Raw genomic sequence first — 16361 nt, 5'->3', positions numbered from 1 at the left:
TTTTACTTATGAGATAGTATATTAAGCAGTCAAAGCTTCTTTGATTCTGCGTAATGCTTCTTTTAAAATGTCGTCGCTTGTGGCGTAAGAGAAACGAATACAATTTGGATTTCCGAAAGCGTCTCCAGTAACAGTTGCCACGTTTGCTTCTGCTAAAAGATACATCGAAACATCGTTTGCATCTTTAATCTCAGTTCCTTTTAAAGTTTTTCCGAAGAAAGAAGAAACATCTGGGAAAACGTAAAATGCACCTTCTGGAACGTTGATTTTAATTCCTGGAATTTCTTTTAGTAATCCAACAACTAAATCTCTACGTGTGTGGAAAGCTTGAACCATGTGGTTTAATACACTTGGATCTGCATCTACAGCTGTAATTGTAGCTCGTTGAGCAACAGAATTTGCCCCTGACGTTACTTGTCCCTGAATTTTTGTACACGCTTTTGCGATAAATTCCGGTGCTCCAATATAACCAATTCTGTATCCTGTCATAGCAAATGCTTTTGCTACTCCGTTTACAGTAATTGTTCTGTCTAACATTCCTGGAATTGAACCGATACTGCAGAAAGTTCCTGAGAAATTGATGTGCTCATAAATCTCATCGGCAACTACATATATATTTGGGTGTTTTTCTAAAACTTTTGCTAGAGCTGTTAATTCTTCTCTGCTGTAAACAGATCCTGAAGGGTTACAAGGAGAAGAGAACCACATCATTTTTGTTTTTGGTGTGATAGCAGCTTCTAATTGCTCTGGTGTAATTTTGAAATCTGTTTCTACAGATGTTGGAACTTCAACTGGAACTCCGCCAGAAAGTTTTACGATTTCGAAATAAGAAACCCAGTATGGTGCTGGTAAAATAACTTCGTCACCATCATTTAACATTACTTGTGCAATGTTGTATAAAGATTGTTTTGCTCCTGTAGAAACTACGATTTGAGTTGGTTTATAATCTAATCCGTTGTCTCTTTTGAATTTTCTGCAGATTGCTTCTCTCAATTCTAAATAACCTTCTACTGGAGAATATGTGCTGTAATTTTCGTCGACTGCCTTTTTTACTGCTTCTTTAATGAAGTCTGGTGTATTAAAGTCAGGTTCACCTAAACTTAAACTGATAATGTCTTTTCCCTGCGCTTTTAATTCGCGTGCCAAAGCAGCCATTGCTAAAGTTTGTGATGTCGCAAGGTTGTTAATTCTGTCTGAAAGAATATGGTTCATTATAAAAATTTTGAATGTCCTTAATTTCAACTTTAATTAAGGAAGGTTAATTATTAATAGATTTTTTAGTTTAAACAGATAATTCAGGCTTCATTCCTAATTCACGTAAATGCTTAAAGTGAGCTACAATAGCACTTCGCATTGTTTTGTACTCATAATAAGGCAGGTTGCATTCTTTTGCAGTTTCCTTTACGATTTTTGCAATTTTACCATAGTGAATGTGACTGATATTCGGAAAAATATGATGTTCGATTTGGTGATTTAATCCACCTGTGTACCAGTTTACAATTGCATTTTTTGGTGCAAAATTAGTTGTAGTATACAATTGGTGAACAGCCCATGTATTGTCCATTTCTCCTAATTCATTTGGAGAGGGATTTGTTGTATGGTCTACAACGTGTGCCAATTGAAATACAACACTAAGAATTAATCCAGCTGTATAATGCATTACAAAAAAGCCAATTAGCACTTTCCACCAAGTAATTCCAATTACCATTGGTAAAACAATCCAAATTGAAATATAAATAAGTTTAGTGATGATCAAAGTTGTCCAAAGAATTTTTGGGCTTTTTGGTTCTCCGTAAGATAATTTTCTTTTCAGATAATTTCTCATTTGCTTAAAATCGGTTGTGATTGCCCAATTGAAAGTCAATAAACCGTATAAGAAAACAGAATAATAATGTTGAAAACGGTGAAAACTATGCCATTCTGCATGTTCTGTAAAACGAATAATTCTTCCAGCGTCTAAATCTTCGTCGTGTCCAGGTATATTAGTATAAGTATGGTGAAGTACATTATGTTGTACCTGCCAGTTGTAAACATTTCCAGCAAGAACATAAATGGTGCCTCCCATAAATTTATTGATCCAGCTTTTATTCGAATAGGAACCGTGATTTCCATCGTGCATTACATTCATTCCAACTCCAGCCATTCCGATACCAATTACGATTGATAAAAGAAGCATTACCCAAAAAGGCATGTCTAATGTAAGTATCAAAAAATACGGAGTTAAAAAAACTGCGAATAGAATAACGGCTTTTAAGTGTAACTTCCAGTTTCCAGTTTTCTGAATGTTGTTTTCCTTAAAGTAATTGTTTACCCGAGAGTTAAGTGTTCTGAAAAATTTCAGATTGTCTTGCCTTGCAAATGTAGGTGCAGTGTTATTCATAATTATTTTAAATAGTTTTCAAAGGTAATTATTATAAATTCTCAATTTGCAAAATTGAGTTAAATATTTCAATCGTAAAGTAGTACTTTTGTTAAAAATTTACAGCAATGGATGAGATATTGAAATATTTTCCAAATTTGACCGATCTTCAAATCGAACAATTTCAAAAATTAGACTTTTTATACCACGATTGGAATGAGAAAATCAATGTGATTTCTCGTAAAGATATTGATTCATTATATACAAAGCATATTTTGCATTCGTTAGGTATTGCAAAAATTATGAAGTTTGAACCTGGAGCAACAGTTTTGGATGTTGGAACCGGCGGTGGTTTTCCTGGAATTCCGTTAGCGATCCTTTTTCCTGAAACTCGTTTTTATTTAATTGATGTTATTGCTAAAAAGATAAAAGTAGTTCAAGGTGTTGTTGATGCATTAGAACTGAAAAATGTAAAAGCAGAACAAAAACGTGCCGAATTGGTAAAAGGAGATTTCGATTTTATAGTGAGCCGAGCGGTAACTAATATGCCGGATTTTGTTTCTTGGATAAAAGACAAAATTAAAAAACAGCATAAACACACTTTGAAAAATGGAATTCTATATTTAAAAGGTGGTGATTTGGCAGAAGAGCTAAAAGATTTCCCAAATGCAACTTTATACGATTTAGCTGCAATATTTGATGATGAATTTTTTGAAACCAAAAAGGTGGTGCATCTTCCTTTAAAATTCAAACCATAAATGAATAAAAACAATAACCCGTAAAGAATTCTTTACGGGTTATTTTTTGAATTAATAGTTTTTACTACTAAGATGCTTTTCTAGAAAAATCTAAAAAAGGATTTGCTTTAAGATTTAGGTTATCTATAAAATTATGAATTGCATTTTCTGATGCTTCATTGCTATATTTAAATTCTGAATCAAAGAAAAACTCACGAGAGATTACAGGCTCATTTGATGAATTGTATACAGCTTCATCTGTTTCATCCAAAGCTGTATTTCTGTAAGCACAAGGATGTGTATTCATTAATGTTGTTATGGTTTGACTGAACCATTTATCAAATTTTTTCTTTTTTGGAGTAATATGGCGTGCCAGTAAAACTAGACCTACAAGTTCATTTTGTAAAAAGTATGACCCTTTTCTATATCTCACATCAATCATTCTTACGTTCATAAGTGCAATCCATAGAGCACCATTTACTGCACCTGTGGCTGAAATTTCCAAATCTGTATCAAACAATAAAGGATTAGTTTGCTCACGATTGCTTATAGAACACCAAAGAGCTTCAATACGCTTCTGTGTATCACACGTTGCTTGAGTGTAACCTGTAAAACGCCAATAAACCCATTCTAATAACGCAGCAGTCAATCCGATTGAACCTTTATGATTAATTTGCATTAAAGTATTTTCTAAATCTTCATTTCCTTCAATTGGATCTAATAACTGATCGATTTTCTTTTTTGTCCATTTAAAATCAATAGGATGTCCAATACTTTTTGAGTCCATTATTACTTTAGGAACATTGTTTAAATTTCTCATATCTTTTTTTTCTTTTACTTAAACTTGAATTTATTGGGACAAATTTAAAGGGGTCGGTATTTAAAAAAAGGCACAAGAAGTTTTAAAAGTATTAAAATAAGCTTTTTGCAATCTCTACTTTGTTGAAAATCAACATTATAAGAAAAGTACTACAAAATATAATTATAAGTCAATTGTGAACATCCTAACTAAAAAAACAAAAGCTGAACCATTTAAAAATGTTCAGCTTTTGGTAATATTTAAATATAAGATTTATTATCCTAAGAATGGGTATCTGTAATCTTCTGGAGTTACAAAAGTTTCTTTGATAGTTCGTGGAGAAGCCCAACGTAATAAGTTCAATGCAGAACCTGCTTTATCGTTAGTTCCAGATGCTCTTGCACCTCCAAAAGGCTGCATTCCTACAACAGCTCCAGTTGGTTTATCATTAATGTAGAAGTTACCAGCAGCATTTTGCAATTTCGTTGTTGCTACTTCAATAGCATAACGATCTTGGCTAAATACAGCTCCAGTTAAAGCATATTCAGAAGTAGTATCAACTAATTCTAAAGTCTCTTCCCATTTTGCATCTTCGTAAACATAGATCGTAATTACTGGTCCGAATAATTCGGTTTCCATTGTAGTATATTTTGGATTTGTAGTTACAATAACAGTTGGTTCAATAAAGTATCCAACAGATTTATCGTAATTTCCACCAACAATAATTTCAGCGTCAGCATCTTTTTTAGCTTGGTCGATATAACTAGCTAATTTATCAAAAGAACCTTCGTGGATAACTGCTGTAATAAAGTTTCCAAAATCTTCTGGAGAACCCATTTTCATAGATTTTACGTCAGCAATTAATTGTTCTTTTACAGCTGGCCATAAACTTTGCGGAATATAAGCTCTTGAAGCTGCAGAACATTTTTGACCTTGGAATTCAAATGCACCACGAGTAATTCCTGTAGCAACTTGTTTTACGTTTGCGCTTGGGTGTGCAATGATGAAATCTTTACCACCTGTTTCACCAACGATTCTTGGGTAAGTTTTATAATTTTGGATGTTTGCGCCAATTTTAGCCCAAATATCTTTAAATACATGAGTAGATCCTGTAAAGTGAACACCAGCAAAATCACGGCTAGCTAAAACAGTATCTGTAATCATTAGAGCATCTCCAAAAACTACGTTGATAACTCCGTCAGGAACACCAGCTTCTTTGAAAACATCGATGATGATTTTTGCAGAGAATACCTGGCTGTCACTTGGTTTCCAAACGACAACGTTACCCATCATTGCAGCACTTGCCGGAAGGTTTGCAGCAATAGCAGTAAAGTTAAAAGGAGTAATTGCATAAATAAAACCTTCTAAAGGTCTGTATTCTACACGGTTCCAAACAGTAGAATCTGATTTTGGCTGATCGTTGTAGATTTGAGTCATAAACTCAACATTGTAACGTAAAAAGTCAATTAATTCGCAAGAAGCGTCGATTTCTGCTTGGTGAATATTTTTAGATTGACCAATCATTGTAGCTGCATTAATACGAGCTCTGTATGGTCCTGCGATAAGTTCTGCAGCTTTTAAGAAAATAGCAGCACGTTGTTCCCATGCCATGTTTGCCCAAGCATGTCTTGCTTCAAGAGCATTTGCAATCGCTTTTTCTATATGTTGTTTTTCAGCTAAATGATATTTTCCAACGATGTGTTTGTGATCATGTGGCGCTGTGATATTTTTTGTGTTTCCAGTTCTGATTTCTTCGCTTCCAATATATAAAGGAACGTCAATTTGAGAATTCCACAATGTGGTATACGCAGCTTGAACAGCTGCCTTTTCTGGCGAGTTCGGTGCGTATCCTTTTACAGGCTCGTTTACCGCTTTTGGTACATGAAAAAATCCTTTAAGCATGTTATTTAAAATTAGATTATTAGATAATTTAAGTTAGACGATTTGAGTTTTGTTACGAATAATCTAACGCTGCACAAAAGTACAAAGGATAAATTAATAAATTGATAATTTTATGATTAAGATAACGATAAAAAAGACAGAAGTAAAGTATGTCTTAATTTAGAGCAAAAGGAGCACACATTCTAAAAGTAGGAACAATTACTTTAAATGTTTTTGTAGTAGTAAAATTGATCATATTAAAATGACCTTTCATTGCACCATAAGGAGATGATAATAAACAGCCTGAGCTATAAGTATGGTTTTCACCTGGTTTTAAAACAGGTTTCTTACCAATTACACCTTCACCATCTACAACTTCTAGATCGTTTAGAGAATCAAAAATTTCCCAGTGACGTGAAGTTAATTGTACCGAATCTTTACTGTGATTTTCGATTGTAACCACATAACTAAAGGCAAAGTGAATCTTATAGTTTTTGAAGTAAGTACCTTCAAAACTAGTTAAAACCGATATTTTTATGCCTCGTGTTATTTGAGAAACCATACTAACCTAGTAAATCTGTGTGCGTTATAGGTACAAAGCTACGAAAAAAATCTATGAATCCTAAAACCTTAACAATGTTTTAATTAACGATGTTTATTGAGTTTGCGTTTCCTTTTCCAATAACTCGCTGGTAACGATCTGTTGCTTCTTTATAATAAACCAGAATTGTGTACTCGTTTTCAGTTTGATAAAAGTTTCCGTCTATAGCATTTTCATAATCGATAACACCCTTTTTATCAGCAACCGTATATTGAAAATTAGTAAATCCCTGCTTGATCATAACAGCTTTTTCAAAAACGCCTTTATCAGTATTATAATCCATTTTATATTCTGGAGAAAGACTATAATTATTAAACATTCCAGTAATATAGATGTCTTTGTTTAGTCGAAAGGCAGGTGCAGAAAGTGAGAAATAAACCCAGGCATAATCTGCTTCAATGTCATTATTAGAACCATTAATGTTCTTAACAACAAAATTTCCGTTTACATCTTCATAATTGGTGTAAATCTGGTTTCCTCGTGCTTGATTCGTATACAAATAGGCATTATAAATATCATTATTGGCACCTACACGGCCCACATTATTATTTGCGGCACGAATATCTTTGTTTTCAAAATATAAAAATTCATTCCCGCCCCAAAATTGAGTTTCCGCATCATATTTATAAACCAATTGATTTCCAATTGTGTATTGCGGAACGATATTTTTAATGGCTGTATTGAAATTTCCATTCTGTAATAAAAGAACCTTTACATTTTGTGTTGGAGTTTGAAAAGTAATGTCATTTGAAGCAATAGAAAAATCGAGATTCTGTTTGTAATCAATGTTGCTAAGGTTTCTACTTCTTTTTACTTGAGCGGCAACAGTACAATGCGAATCGTATAAAATAAATTTTCTCGAAAAAACAACTTCTTTATCTTCATTTAAAATCTTCAAAATATAATTTCCCGACAAGCGTATTTGTGTTGTAAATTGATTAGGGAAGGGAAGACGGTAATGAGAATAAACCTGAAGCGTATTAAAAGAATTGGAATAATCTGTAATTCTTTGATTGTCAAAACCGCGAATATAATCTGTTTTAGGAATATCAGTTGGTTTCCAATTATAATCGCAATGCGTAACTTCAAAATAATAATTGGCTTCATTTCCAAACAAATCATCAAATTGAAATTCAAATGTTGATCCTAATTCAAAAATCGGAACTACATTACTGCCATTTTGGACAAAAGTAACCGTTTTAATATTATAAGGAGGAACGACTTCAGTTTGTGTTTCCTGTGCTTTCGCGAATGTAAAAATAAAAAGCGCAATTAAGCTTTGATATAAAAATTTTGGCATCTTATTACGTTGTAAGATTGTAAATATAAGAATTTTATTAAACGTAAGAAGATGCCATTTATTGGATTGAGAATTTTAAGAATTCAGAATGTAATCTAAATTAGCTTCAATTTCATCGTTAATATAACTTTCTTCCAAAAGGGAATCAGACAGCAGTTTTTTGTTTTCCTGTAGTTTGATTATTTTTTCTTCAACTGTATTTTTCGAAATAAATCGAATCACATTTACTTTATTCAACTGCCCAATGCGATGCGCTCTGCCGACTCCCTGCTTTTCAGCAAAAGGATTCCACCAAGGATCTAAGAATAAAACATAAGAAGCTTTGGTAATATTTAAACCAACGCCACCTGCTTTTAGAGAAATAAAGAACAACAAAGGATTTTCTTTTTCCTGAAATAAATTGACCTGCTGCTCTCTTTTACTCGCAGGAGTTTCGCCTGTAATTTCACAATAATCTATTTTGTTTTCTTTGCACCAATCGGTATAAAAACTCAAATTGGTAACAAACGAACTGAAAATGATTACTTTTTGTTTTGCTTTTACTAAATTCTCCAGATAATTGGTAGCCGCGATGTATTTTCCAGAATCAATTTCCGAGTCTTTATCTACCATTTTTGGGTGATTGCTCAGCTGTCTCAACTTCATCAATGTATTGATAATGCTAATTTTATCTGGACTTGATCCATCTGTTTTTAGTAAAAAGTTACGCGCTTTAGATTTTTCTTTTTCGTATAATTTTTCCTGTTCCGGATCCATGTCGCAGTAATAAATCTGTTCTGATAATTCTGGTAAATCCTTTAAAACTTGTTCTTTGGTTCGTCTCAAAATGTAAGGCTGAACGAGATTTTTCAATTCAGATAAAACTTCTTCATTTTGTTTTTTCTCAATCGGGATTTTAAAATTTTCTGCGAAAAAATTATAAGTTCCCAAAATATCTGGATTTATAAACTGCATCTGAGACCATAAATCGTCAAGCGAATTTTCGATAGGAGTACCGCTTAATGCAATTTTGTGAGCTGTGCTTATTTTGTTTATCGCTTTAAAAATTTTAGAGTTTTTGTTTTTAATGTATTGACTTTCGTCTAAAATTAAATAGCGGAAATCGTATTTCTCTAAAATTGCAATATCGCGATATATGATGCTGTAACTTGTAAAAATTAAATCGGTCGACGCTAATCTATGCGCTAATTGTTTTCTGTCATTACCCACATACTGCATTTTTGAAAAATGAGGCGTAAATTTTCCCGCTTCATTGTACCAGTTAAAAACCAATGAAGAAGGTAAAACGATAAGAGTTTTTAGCGGTTCTCTTTCGATTGTCGTTTCATTGGCAAACAAATCAAAATTCGTAGTTTTTGTCGTAAATCCTAATTGTTCTTGCACAGCGACCAAAACGGCTAAAGTCTGTAAAGTCTTTCCAAGTCCCATATCATCGGCTAGGCAGGCACCTAAATTCGAATTGAAATGCCCCAAAAGCCATTTTACCCCATCAATTTGGTAAGGTCTCAAAGTTGCCTTTAACAAATCTGAAGATTTATATTCGGCCTTGTAAGTCACATCGTCTTTAATTTCTGGAATTGCATCCAAAGCAGTAAAATTACTTTTACGCAAAAGAAGATTTCCATTTTCTGTTTTAGCTAATTTAGCCAGAGAACTGTATTTGCTGAACCATTCTAAAGGAATCAGAAAATAGTTTCCGTCGGGTAGTAAAAAGAGTCTTTCTTTGCTTTTTATATTCGGAATAATTTCGCTGAAATTGATCTTATAATTCCCGATTGTAATGATTATTTTGATGTCAAACCAATCTCCATTTATATCTTTAGATGCCGAAACAATATGGTTTTCTGTAATGATTTCTTTGCTTTCGACTTTTAAATTCTGAATTGTAAATCCGAGATTTTCAAGTTCTTCTTTATGATCGATAACAAATTGAATATTCAGAAAAGGATCCGGATTTTCGATTTCTAAATTCAATCCGTAGAATTCATTTTTAATTACACTTAAACCGAGTTCTTCTAATTTTTTGGTATAAAAAGTCTCTTCTGTACTTCTTTTAAATTGAATAATTTTAGGCTGATTGGCTATGCTAAAATCAACAAACGAATGTGTTTTTTTTGTTTTAGAAGCATCAAAACAATAACCGTCATAATCAAAATAAAGATTAAGATAATTACAATTTTTAAAAAAGTCATGAACGGGCTGAATCCTGCACGAAATAATTTTATCGCGATTTTCTACTTCAAAACCAGTTGCTTCAATATCTATTTTTTTGGCTATTTCTGGAATAAAACTTTTAAAGTAATCATCCACTAATTTTGATGGAATTTCAATTGAATTTTTCTTTAAAAAAGGCATTAGTTTTTTCGCATTAAGCTCCTTTAGTTGTCCTAGTTTTTTATTGACAACCAACCAGCCTGGTTCATCCAAAAGAATATCAATATTGTTATTCATTGGTAAAAAAGCCGTTTCGTTTTCTTTTAAAGAAAGGGTATAAGTAATGCCTTCAGTGTGTTTATCGAATTGAATTTGAGGTTCGAAAAACAACGGATTAACAGCAACGCGTGAGCGATAAAAATCTTTTTCAGGTCCAATATTAAGCGACAACGGAAATTGTTCTTGAACTATCAGATTGTAAAATGAACTTAAATGGAATTTTAAATGCTGGCGAATCGCAAAATCAATTTTAGAATCTTTTTGCAGATCAGCAATTGTCTTTGCCGATTTTATTTTAGCGCTGAATTTTTTAAAAATGAATTCAGGTTTTAAAGATTCGCAGGCTGTAAGTGTCTTTTTGGTATTAGAATCTAAATCTTCAAAAGCAATTCCGAAGCTTTCTATAACTCCAGTGGTCGCTTTCTTGTTTAAATATTTGATTTCATCGGTATCTTCAACGATATAAGCTGTTGGAAGAAATGTATTCAGATTTTTTTCAAAGCTGATGTCAAAGCAAAATTGAAATGATTTTGTAGGTTTCAAGATTTCAGGTTTGGTTGGGTTGTATTTTTGTAAAGGCTTATAAAAGTAAAAAGTTTTCAAATTATTGCTATTTTGAAAACTTTTTAAATGAACTTATGTCAGTTTTATGTTGAAAAACGGTTTAGTTTTCAGGTTTAAAACAAAGGGGAATAATTTCACCTTTTGCTAAACAATATTTTTCAACCAATTCTGGTGCAATTTTATTGGTGTAATCTTCTTCAATTACGATAAATCCAATGCTTCTTAATTTATCGAAATAATCGCGTCCGTAAATACGAACGTGATCGTATTGGCCAAATATTCTAGCGCGTTCTTTTTGATCTGTAATCGAATCATCTGCAAAAGTAACTTCACGGTTTAAATCTTGTGGAATTTGTAAAATCGCCATTCCGCCTGGTTTTAAAACACGAAATAATTCTTGCATCGCTTTTGTGTCATCTGGAATATGTTCTAAAACGTGATTACATAAAATCACATCATATTCGTTGTCTTTAAAAGGAAGATTACAGATATCTGCTTTTACATCTGCAAGAGGCGAAAATAAATCGGTTGTTGTGTAATCCAGATTTTTCTGCTTGCGGAATAATTTATAAAAAGCCTGTTCTGGAGCAAAATGAAGCACTTTTTTTGGTGCTGTAAAAAAATCAGTCTGATCGTTTAAATATAACCACAGCAAACGATGTCTTTCTAACGAAAGTGTGCTTGGCGAAAGCACATTGTTACGTTGTTTCCCATATCCGTAAGGCAAAAAAGATTTAAAGCTTCTGCCGTCAATTGGATCTGTAAATTTATCTCCTCTTAAAGAGAAAGCTAAAATAGGACGCGCCACATAACTCAAACGAATTAATAATGGACGTGGAATGGTATTAAGTACTAATTTGAAAAGTTTTTTCACAGTTAAATAAATTTGAACACGAATTTCACAAATTAACACGGATTAATACTGTGGTGAAATTTCACGAACTTTTGATTTGGGTTTAAAGTATTATTCTTTTGTATTTAAGGCTGTCTTCTCCAAAATTAATTAGTAAACCTAATTTGTTTTTCGAAGCAGCTAAGTAATTTAATGTTTGTTTAATTTCACTTGTTGTTAAAGCTGTGATTGCTTTTAGTTCTAAAATAATTTCATTAAAAATAACAAAGTCAGCAAAATAATAACTAGGTAATATAATGTCTTTGTACGCGATGTTATATCTTAATTCACGATTATAAGGAATTTTGTTTTTTTGAAACTCATATTCGAGAGCATCTCCATACACTTTTTCACTATGTCCTTTTCCTAAAATTTTATGGACTTCCATACAGATTCCTATAATTTTATAAGACTCCTCTCTTAAATATAACTCACTCATCATTCATTCAATACAATAATTTCAGTGAAATTAACACACAACACTAATTCGTGTTAATTCGTGAAATCCGTGTTATAATACCAACGGCACTTGTCTAAATTCATCTTCTTCATTACTCTCGATTCCTAGCGCTTTGTAGATGTATTGAAAAGTCGATAATAATTCTGGTTTTCCATCAATTAAAGCTACGTCGTGCTCGAAATGCGCACTTGGTTTTCCGTCAGCAGTCAGGATTGTCCAGCCGTCTTTTAATTGTTTGATGTTTCTTGTTCCCATGTTGATCATCGGTTCAATGGCAACAACCATTCCTTCAACAAAAAGTTTACCGCGGCCGCGTTTTCCGTAATTTGGCATTTCTGGCTCTTCGTGCATTTTTTGACCAACACCATGTCCAACCAATTCGCGAACAACTCCGTAACCGTGAGCTTCTGTATATTTTTGAATCGCATTTCCAACATCTTCGACGCGATTTCCAGCTTTAAATTCTCTAATTCCAACATAAAGAGATTCTTTAGTAACTCTTAAAAGTTTTTTTACTTCTGGAGCAACTTCACCAATCTCAAAACTGTATGCATGATCTCCGTGAAAACCGTTTTTAAAAGCACCGCAGTCAACCGAAATTACATCACCATTTTTTAGCGGAACATTATTAGGAATACCGTGAACAACCTGAGCATTTGGACTCATGCAAAGCGAATTCGGGAAATCATACAGTCCCAAAAAGCTTGGAACAGCACCGTGATCGCGAATAAATTCTTCGGCTAATTTGTCAAGATATAATGTAGTAACTCCTTCTTTAATTTCAGAAGCAATCATTCCTAATGTTTTTGATACGATTAATGCACTTTCGCGCATTAATTCGATTTCCTCCCTTGTTTTTTGGATAATCATATTTTTCCCATTTTCAGTTCGCAAAAGTACAATTTTTAATATTATTTTTTAAGTAAAATTTTTCGCTTAAAATTAAGCTTTCTAGCAAGATTTATTTTTTTTCGCCGCCAATTTCACCAATTTCTACTAATTGAATATTGTTCAATAATTCAGTCAAATTATAATTCGTGTTAGTTCGTGCAATTCCCTGCAGGCTTTTTTGCTTTAATATCTCGCTAAAAAGCCCTAAATTAGTAGTAAAAACGTTTTGTAATCATGGAAACTACTATAGATCAAGATATATCCAAAGTAAAGGCTCTCAAAAGAATGAAGAAAAACGCTTTGTCGCTTTTAGGAGTCGCAGTTTTATTATTTATAATTGCGATTTACTTTAAAATTCCGATGCTGCAGGCTTTTAGTGAAGCAGCAATGGTAGGCGGAATCGCCGATTGGTTTGCTGTTGTAGCATTATTTCGTCATCCATTAGGAATTCCGATTTGGCATACGGCAATTATTCCGACTAAGAAAAACGAGATAGGGGAAAATCTAGGAAATTTTGTTTCAGAAGAATTTTTAAATCGTGAAAAGTTAGAAATCAAACTAGATGAATTCAATTTTGCGACAAAAGCATCAGACTGGCTTTCACAGCATGAAAATGCAGACAAAATTGCGAATGCGGTTGCAGTAAATATTATTCCTGGCATTTTAAGGACAATAAAAGACGAAGACGTCAGGAGGTTTATTCAAGTTCAGTTTAGAGAAAAGATTGAAGGAATAAACTTTGGAAACTGGGTTGCTGTCGCATTAGAGCCTTTGCAGAAGGGAGATTTGAAAAATCAAATGCTTACCAATCTTCTTGAAGTAATGAGCAGCGAATTGACTAATAATAAAGACTTAATAAGACAGAAAGTAAAAGCTTCAACACCGCTTTTAAGTTTCGGATTGGCTGATAAAAGTATTACAGAAGGTGTTTTTAACGGTTTACAGGATTTTTTAAATGAAGCTAAGAAACCTGAAAGTGCAGTTCGCTTAAAGATTGATGAGTATATTTTTGACTTTTTAGAAAAGGTAAAAAACTCAGAAGAAATGAGAGTGAAAATAAACGATATGATTTTGGGTTTTGTTGGAAAAAAAGAAGTCCAAGACTATATCAATGGAATTTGGGATGAAATAAAACTCTCCATAACAAACGATTTAAACAAAGGAGATGAATCTTCTATAAAAAACAGCATTTCAAGTTTAATTCAAACCTTTGGAAACGGAATCAAAGAAGATCCTGTAATGATTGATAAAATCAATAACTTTATTAAAAACGATTTGCTTTCAATTCTTTTGAACAATAAAAAGGTAATAGGAGATTTAATTTCGTCAACAGTAAAATCCTGGGACGGAAAAGAAGTTTCGGAAAAATTAGAACTAGAAATCGGTAAAGATCTACAATACATCAGAATCAACGGAACTTTAGTGGGCGGAATTATTGGATTAATAATTTATGGTGTTGAGCAATTGTATCATTATTTTATTGTCTAAGATTATCAAGAAGTGTGCACAGTTTTGTCATTTCGATCCCGAGGCTTCGGGATCGAAATGATAAAAAATGCATAAAAATAAAATAGGCGAATTCTTTAGAATTCGCCTATTTTTATATAAAGAAAAATATTTTCTACAACAATGAATGACAAGTCATAGCATTTGGCTGCTGAATCCCCATCAATTCTAAAATAGTAGGAGCGATGTCACCTAAAACACCATCTTGAATACTTTTTAATTGTTTGTCAACCAAAATAATAGGCACTGGGTTTGTTGTGTGTGCTGTATTTGGAGATCCGTCAGGGTTAATCATAGTCTCACAGTTTCCGTGATCGGCAATTACAATTGTAGTGTAATCGTTAGCAAGCGCAGCTTCGATAACTTTCTTAGCGCAAGCGTCTACAGCTTCACAAGCTTTAATGGCTGCCTCCATAATTCCGGTATGTCCAACCATGTCACCATTTGCAAAGTTCAAGCATACGAAATCAACTTCGCCTTTGTTTAATTCAGGAACAAGTGCATCTGCAAGTTCATAAGCACTCATTTCTGGCTGTAAATCGTAAGTGGCAACTTTTGGAGAATTTCTTAAAATTCTAGATTCACCTTCAAAAGGAGTTTCTCTACCACCAGAAAAGAAAAATGTTACGTGAGGATATTTTTCTGTTTCAGCAATTCTGATTTGTTTTTTACCTGCTTTTTCTAAAACTTCACCTAGCGTTTCGGTAATATTATCTTTATTGTAAACTACTTTTACGTTTTGGTACGTCTCGTCGTAGTTGGTCAATGTTACATAATACAAGTTTAGTTTGTGCATGTTTTGCTCGTGAAAATCTTGCTGCGAAAGAGCTTCTGTAAGTTCACGGCCTCTGTCTGTTCTAAAATTAAAGAAAATTACAACATCACCTTCAACAATTGTAGCTAGAGGTTTTTGCTCTTCATCAACAATTACAACAGGAGCGATAAATTCGTCTGTAACTTCATGTGCATAACTGTCAAGAACACTTGCTACAGCATTTGTAGACGGAATTCCTACTCCGTTAACTACTAAATCATAAGCTAGTTTTACACGCTCCCAACGTTTGTCGCGGTCCATTGCATAATAACGTCCAATAATAGAAGCAATTTTTACCGGAGTATCTTTTATATAATCTTCTAAATCGTGAATGTATTTTGCTCCAGATTTAGGATCCACGTCACGCCCGTCAGTAAAAGCGTGAACATACACTTGATCTAAGCCATATTCTTGAGAAGCATCGATTAAGCCGCGAAGGTGTGAAGTATGTGAGTGAACACCACCATCTGAAACTAATCCTAAAAAGTGTACTTTTTTATTGTTGTTTTTAGCATAAGTAAACGCATCAATTAAAACTTGTTCTTTTGCTAATGTTTTATGTTCTACGGCTAAGTTTATTTTAGCTAAATCCTGATATACAATTCTTCCGGCACCAAGATTCATATGTCCAACCTCGCTGTTTCCCATTTGGCCATCAGGTAAACCAACATTTAAGCCGTCAGTTCTAAGTTGTGCACTTGGGTAATTTTTGTAAAGACTGTTTATAAAAGGAACATTTGCATTGTCTATTGCAGATACTTTAGGGTCAGGAGATTTTCCCCAACCATCTAAAATCATAAGGATAACTTTTTTGTTCATTACTTTTTTGTTTTCTACAAAGATAAGTCATTTCTAAAATTGGCAAGAAAGCTTTGTTACATTTATGTTTAATAAAATGAAGCTTCATAAAAAATATTAATTTAATTATAGAAGTCTTTATTTTTTAAAATTAATTCACACTAAGCTCTCATTCTAGCTTTATTTTTGACAGCATTGTAGTCACAAAATATTTTGTACTTATCTAAAAAGGTGTTTTTTAAAGTATTAATTGTTTAGAAAATCAATTAATCCTAAAAGTTAAACAAAATATTTTTAGAAGACTAAATCTTCATATTTCTCCAAAT

The 16361-nt window shown here is 32.9% G+C and carries 13 protein-coding genes; 2 read left to right on the top strand and 11 right to left on the bottom strand.

Translation table 11 applies throughout. The features are described from left to right. Positions 1-21: 21 nt before the first annotated feature. Together ASE40_RS12175 and ASE40_RS12170 are read right to left on the bottom strand one after the other, a co-directional pair. Positions 22-1212: a pyridoxal phosphate-dependent aminotransferase gene (locus ASE40_RS12175; protein WP_057117259.1), complete on the bottom strand. Its 1191-nt coding sequence runs from the start codon at positions 1210-1212 to the stop codon at positions 22-24. Between the two features lie 70 nt (positions 1213-1282). Next, positions 1283-2380, bottom strand: coding sequence for a fatty acid desaturase family protein (locus tag ASE40_RS12170; protein WP_057117256.1), 1098 nt, complete (start codon positions 2378-2380; stop codon positions 1283-1285). 107 nt (positions 2381-2487) lie between these two features. Here ASE40_RS12170 and rsmG point away from each other — a divergent pair, with 107 nt between their 5' ends. Continuing rightward, positions 2488-3117, top strand: coding sequence for a 16S rRNA (guanine(527)-N(7))-methyltransferase RsmG (gene rsmG / locus ASE40_RS12165; RefSeq protein ID WP_057117253.1), 630 nt, complete (start codon positions 2488-2490; stop codon positions 3115-3117). Positions 3118-3184: 67 nt separating this feature from the next. On the opposite strand, the gene ASE40_RS12160 is transcribed toward rsmG, so the two are convergent. From ASE40_RS12160 to map, 8 genes are all read right to left on the bottom strand, one after another. Then, positions 3185-3916 carry a hypothetical protein gene (locus ASE40_RS12160; protein WP_057117250.1) on the bottom strand — a complete coding sequence of 244 codons (732 nt, stop codon included), beginning with the start codon at positions 3914-3916 and terminating at the stop codon, positions 3185-3187. A gap of 255 nt (positions 3917-4171) precedes the next feature. Further along, positions 4172-5797, bottom strand: coding sequence for an L-glutamate gamma-semialdehyde dehydrogenase (pruA, locus tag ASE40_RS12155; RefSeq protein WP_057117247.1), 1626 nt, complete (start codon positions 5795-5797; stop codon positions 4172-4174). Positions 5798-5951: 154 nt separating this feature from the next. Then, complete coding sequence (gene apaG / locus ASE40_RS12150) at positions 5952-6338, bottom strand: Co2+/Mg2+ efflux protein ApaG (protein ID WP_008467225.1); 387 nt, start codon at positions 6336-6338, stop codon at positions 5952-5954. A 79-nt stretch (positions 6339-6417) separates the two neighbouring features. Further along, entirely contained in the window at positions 6418-7677 is a 1260-nt protein-coding gene (locus tag ASE40_RS12145) for a DUF5103 domain-containing protein (RefSeq protein ID WP_057117245.1), read from the bottom strand. A gap of 75 nt (positions 7678-7752) precedes the next feature. Next, complete coding sequence (locus tag ASE40_RS12140; RefSeq protein ID WP_241774364.1) at positions 7753-10713, bottom strand: DEAD/DEAH box helicase; 2961 nt, start codon at positions 10711-10713, stop codon at positions 7753-7755. Positions 10714-10774: 61 nt separating this feature from the next. After that, on the bottom strand, positions 10775-11548 hold the full coding sequence (locus ASE40_RS12135) for a class I SAM-dependent methyltransferase (protein WP_057117668.1): 774 nt from the start codon (positions 11546-11548) through the stop codon (positions 10775-10777). Between the two features lie 82 nt (positions 11549-11630). Next, a complete protein-coding gene (locus ASE40_RS12130) occupies positions 11631-12005 on the bottom strand; it encodes a GxxExxY protein (protein ID WP_057117242.1) in 375 nt (124 codons plus the stop codon). A gap of 72 nt (positions 12006-12077) precedes the next feature. Continuing rightward, positions 12078-12896, bottom strand: coding sequence for a type I methionyl aminopeptidase (gene map / locus ASE40_RS12125; protein WP_057117239.1), 819 nt, complete (start codon positions 12894-12896; stop codon positions 12078-12080). Between the two features lie 255 nt (positions 12897-13151). Between map and ASE40_RS12120 the strand changes: the two genes are divergently transcribed. Then, complete coding sequence (locus ASE40_RS12120; RefSeq protein WP_057117237.1) at positions 13152-14405, top strand: DUF445 domain-containing protein; 1254 nt, start codon at positions 13152-13154, stop codon at positions 14403-14405. A 133-nt stretch (positions 14406-14538) separates the two neighbouring features. On the opposite strand, the gene gpmI is transcribed toward ASE40_RS12120, so the two are convergent. After that, positions 14539-16056 carry a 2,3-bisphosphoglycerate-independent phosphoglycerate mutase gene (gene gpmI, locus ASE40_RS12115; protein ID WP_057117233.1) on the bottom strand — a complete coding sequence of 506 codons (1518 nt, stop codon included), beginning with the start codon at positions 16054-16056 and terminating at the stop codon, positions 14539-14541. Positions 16057-16361 lie beyond the last annotated feature (305 nt).

This window comes from Flavobacterium sp. Root935 (assembly GCF_001429295.1).
Taxonomy (GTDB): Bacteria; Bacteroidota; Bacteroidia; order Flavobacteriales; family Flavobacteriaceae; genus Flavobacterium.
Note: the sequence above shows the minus strand (reverse complement) of the source record. Positions and strands in the feature narration are given on the sequence as shown.

Excerpts from the sequence above, each read along its gene's own strand:
- ASE40_RS12175 (WP_057117259.1), bottom strand. The coding sequence starts at position 1,212 with ATGAACCATATTCTTTCAGACAGAATTAACAACCTTGCGACATCACAA.
- ASE40_RS12170 (WP_057117256.1), bottom strand. The coding sequence starts at position 2,380 with ATGAATAACACTGCACCTACATTTGCAAGGCAAGACAATCTGAAATTT.
- rsmG (WP_057117253.1), top strand. The coding sequence starts at position 2,488 with ATGGATGAGATATTGAAATATTTTCCAAATTTGACCGATCTTCAAATC.
- ASE40_RS12160 (WP_057117250.1), bottom strand. The coding sequence starts at position 3,916 with ATGAGAAATTTAAACAATGTTCCTAAAGTAATAATGGACTCAAAAAGT.
- pruA (WP_057117247.1), bottom strand. The coding sequence starts at position 5,797 with ATGCTTAAAGGATTTTTTCATGTACCAAAAGCGGTAAACGAGCCTGTA.
- apaG (WP_008467225.1), bottom strand. The coding sequence starts at position 6,338 with ATGGTTTCTCAAATAACACGAGGCATAAAAATATCGGTTTTAACTAGT.
- ASE40_RS12145 (WP_057117245.1), bottom strand. The coding sequence starts at position 7,677 with ATGCCAAAATTTTTATATCAAAGCTTAATTGCGCTTTTTATTTTTACA.
- ASE40_RS12130 (WP_057117242.1), bottom strand. The coding sequence starts at position 12,005 with ATGAGTGAGTTATATTTAAGAGAGGAGTCTTATAAAATTATAGGAATC.
- map (WP_057117239.1), bottom strand. The coding sequence starts at position 12,896 with ATGATTATCCAAAAAACAAGGGAGGAAATCGAATTAATGCGCGAAAGT.
- ASE40_RS12120 (WP_057117237.1), top strand. The coding sequence starts at position 13,152 with ATGGAAACTACTATAGATCAAGATATATCCAAAGTAAAGGCTCTCAAA.
- gpmI (WP_057117233.1), bottom strand. The coding sequence starts at position 16,056 with ATGAACAAAAAAGTTATCCTTATGATTTTAGATGGTTGGGGAAAATCT.